Below are 3164 nucleotides of genomic sequence, written 5' to 3'. Positions count from 1 at the left end.
AAACTGCATGTAATTTTTCGTCTATCGTATATTTAGTCAAAAAAACTGCACCTCCAATTGTTAGATGTTGTCTAACAATTGGGGTGCAGTTCAATAAAGTAGTTCTTTTTTCAAAGTGTCTACTTTATTAGGTGCTTTTCTTTTGTCTTTAGCCCGTGATCAAATGGAGCAGGACTTTTTTACAATCCATCAACTCGAAGGATGTTTTGAAATAGTACCAAATCATGCTTCATCCTATACTTGTAGAGCTCTTGTCTTTAAGCGTCCTACAAGTGGTACTACAATGATACCGGCCAATACGACTTGCATAACGTTTCCAGGGATGGAGCCGAATGGCTGTATCCAGTTACCGTAAAGGATAACTTCGACAAAATAGTAGCCGACGATTTTTATAATCAGTGCAACGACAACTGCCAGTGAGTATACTAATACTCTTTTACCAGGTACCTTTTCGGCTATGAGGCCGGCTAAAAAGCCCATTGTGCCTACAATGATGAATGTAAACGGTGCCCAAGCTGCCCAACCGGAGAAAAGATCGAAAAGGGCCATTCCGAAGGCACCTGCAATGGCGCCTGTTTTTTTGCCGTATACGAAGGCAGCTATAAAAAGAGGAACGTTACCCAGATGGATCAGGCCTCCGTTACCCATTATAGGGAGCTTTATGTTGATGAACATCGTGGCTACAAGGGTCAATGCGATGAAAAGTGCATTGATGACCAAGGCTTTTGTTTTAGATGTTTCTGTCGGTGAGTATGCTGAATTCATATGATAGCCTCTTTCTTTTTTTTTAAGTATATTCTACTCCTATATAGGTAGTAAATAAATATGTAATAGTATTTATTTACAGAATTCTAGTCCATATGGGAGTGGTTAAAGGGATATAGAATATAGAAAATGAATGCTCATCAAGAATATCTATTAAGTTGAAGGCCCCCAAAGCGTACTATCGTTTTGTCAGGAAAGGTCATTATTAAAAACATCATTCGAAAGTTATAAATATCAAATTGAAATGATGCTTGAGATATTATATACTGAAAATTGACAATAAATAGAAATATTTAGTTGGTTTTAGGAAGAGACTGGACTTGAGAAAAACGGTAAACAGTCAAGAAAGTTGGGATTCTTTTAGGGGAAAATTAAGCATATCAAAGAGGAATGCCAAAATTGAAAACTACCAATTAATTTTGAATAAAAGGAACAATATATATTCAGTTAAGTTTGATTTAATAGACAAAGATCCTGGTGAATTTACAATTTATCATTATAGAAACTGTTTTTCTTGTGCATCAAAGGAAGGCAATAAAATTCACATTAGCAAAAGTACGGTAACCCAATGGCAACAATATGAAAGTTAATGTATGCGGAAAGTTTTTTTTGATAATCAAGAATTTGCATACACATTAATCGTTTCATCTGGATTGAATGAAGAGATAGACTTAGATGGTGATCATTCCCTTTTATGTCTTCAGGCTTTAACTTACAAGTAATAGGAAGTGAACGGCAAGAGAGTTTCAGCACATACATAGAAACAACTAAATCTGTTTTCATTGATAACTATTTAGAGTAGTAATGATAACTTCGTCAAAGTAGTAACGGGTTGGAAATGCGTTTTTCATGGTTTTCTAAAATAGGCATTCAAAGGGGGAACATGATGAAAATATGGACAAGCTGCACACTAGGTTCAATTTTGGCACTTTCATTACTCGCACCTTCGGCATCCTATGTCAAAGCAAATACCATACAGGAAGTGGCTGTGAAGGAAACAGCCAGCCTATATCCCGTGTTAACAAAAGCAAAAAAACCGGAGGAGGTGGGTTTTTCATCGGAAAAGCTTGAAAGGGTGGATGGGCTGATTGAAAAGGAAGTGGCTGCCGGTTTCCCCGGTGCTGCCCTGATAGTCATAAAGGACGGAAAAATCGTTAAAAATGAAAGCTACGGGTACAAGCGGAAGTTTAATGAACATACTCCTCTTAAGAGGTTTCAGAAAATGGAAAACGATACATTGTTTGACCTTGCTTCAAACACGAAGATGTATGCGACTAATTTTGCACTTCAGAAATTAGTCAGTGAAGGCAAGCTGGATATCCAGGCAAAAGTTCAGCAATATATTCCTGAATTCAAAGATACGAAAGCGGATGTGATCAAAGGTAAGGATACCTTGAGGGTTATTGACGTCCTTCATCATACAGCCGGGTTTAAACCAGATCCGCAATATCATAATCCAAATGTTTCAAAAGAACTTTACTCACAGGAACGGGATAAAACCATTGAGTTCATCTCCAAAACACCGCTGACATATGTACCTGGAACGCAGAATGTATATAGTGATGTCGACTATATGCTGCTCGGCGCCATTGTTGAGAAAATTACAGGTCAGCAACTTGATGTGTATGTTGAAAATGAGCTGTACAAGCCGCTCAAATTGAAAAATACAATGTTCAATCCCCTTCAAAAAGGCTTTAAGCCAAAGGATGCCGCGGCGACTGAATTGCTTGGGAACACACGGGATGGCGTGATTGATTTTCCTAACATTCGAACATACACACTTCAGGGTGAAGTTCATGATGAAAAAGCCTTTTATTCGATGGGGGGCGTTTCAGGTCATGCAGGTCTTTTCTCCAATACTAAAGATCTCGCTGTCCTTCTGCAGGTGATGCTGAATGGAGGAGGCTACGGGAAGCATACGTTGTTTGATCAAGAAACGGTCGATGCATTCATTGCACCTTCCGACATGAATCCAACCTATGGACTTGGCTGGAGACGAAATGGTGATGCTAGCATGGAGTGGATGTTCAGTCCTTATGCGAGCGACAGTGCTTACGGTCATATGGGGTGGACGGGAACGGTCACGATCATTGATCCTGAAATAGATTTAGGGATTGTGTTACTAACAAATAAAAAGCACTCTCCGCTCGTCAACCCTGTAGCCAACTCCAATCAGTTTTTTGGCGACCTCTTCAAGACAGGAAGCTATGGAAGTGTTGTGACTGCGATTTATGAAGCGTTGGAAACGAATGAATGAATATCTCCAAAAAGTTGAAGGCCTCCCATTAGTTCATGTTGGGAGGCCTTTTTTCGTGCGCCCGGCATGGGTGCAATCTATAGGGTGTGAGTCCCGAACCATGAAGGCAGTAGTAATGGTTAGCTTAATGCAAGGGTGTCCA

The 3164-nt window shown here is 39.6% G+C and carries 3 protein-coding genes; 2 read left to right on the top strand and 1 reads right to left on the bottom strand.

What is annotated here, in order from left to right; translation table 11 throughout:
* Window positions 1-234: 234 nt before the first annotated feature.
* Complete coding sequence (locus ACFWE9_RS26440; protein WP_230161808.1) at window positions 235-765, bottom strand: ECF transporter S component; 531 nt, start codon at window positions 763-765, stop codon at window positions 235-237.
* Between the two features lie 320 nt (window positions 766-1085).
* On the opposite strand from ACFWE9_RS26440, the gene ACFWE9_RS26435 reads away from it, so the two are divergent.
* Together ACFWE9_RS26435 and pbp4b are read left to right on the top strand one after the other, a co-directional pair.
* Entirely contained in the window at window positions 1086-1355 is a 270-nt protein-coding gene (locus ACFWE9_RS26435; RefSeq protein WP_377359606.1) for a hypothetical protein, read from the top strand.
* Window positions 1356-1651: 296 nt separating this feature from the next.
* Entirely contained in the window at window positions 1652-3022 is a 1371-nt protein-coding gene (gene pbp4b, locus ACFWE9_RS26430) for a penicillin binding protein PBP4B (RefSeq protein ID WP_377359604.1), read from the top strand.
* Window positions 3023-3164: the final 142 nt, after the last annotated feature.

It is taken from the genome of Peribacillus sp. NPDC060253, assembly GCF_042727425.1.
Lineage (GTDB): Bacteria > Bacillota > Bacilli > Bacillales > DSM-1321 > Peribacillus.
This window is presented reverse-complemented; position numbering and strand designations above follow the sequence as displayed.

What these genes read in the sequence shown, in the direction of transcription:
- pbp4b (WP_377359604.1), top strand. Translation starts at nt 1,652, where the DNA reads ATGAAAATATGGACAAGCTGCACACTAGGTTCAATTTTGGCACTTTCA.
- ACFWE9_RS26440 (WP_230161808.1), bottom strand. Translation starts at nt 765, where the DNA reads ATGAATTCAGCATACTCACCGACAGAAACATCTAAAACAAAAGCCTTG.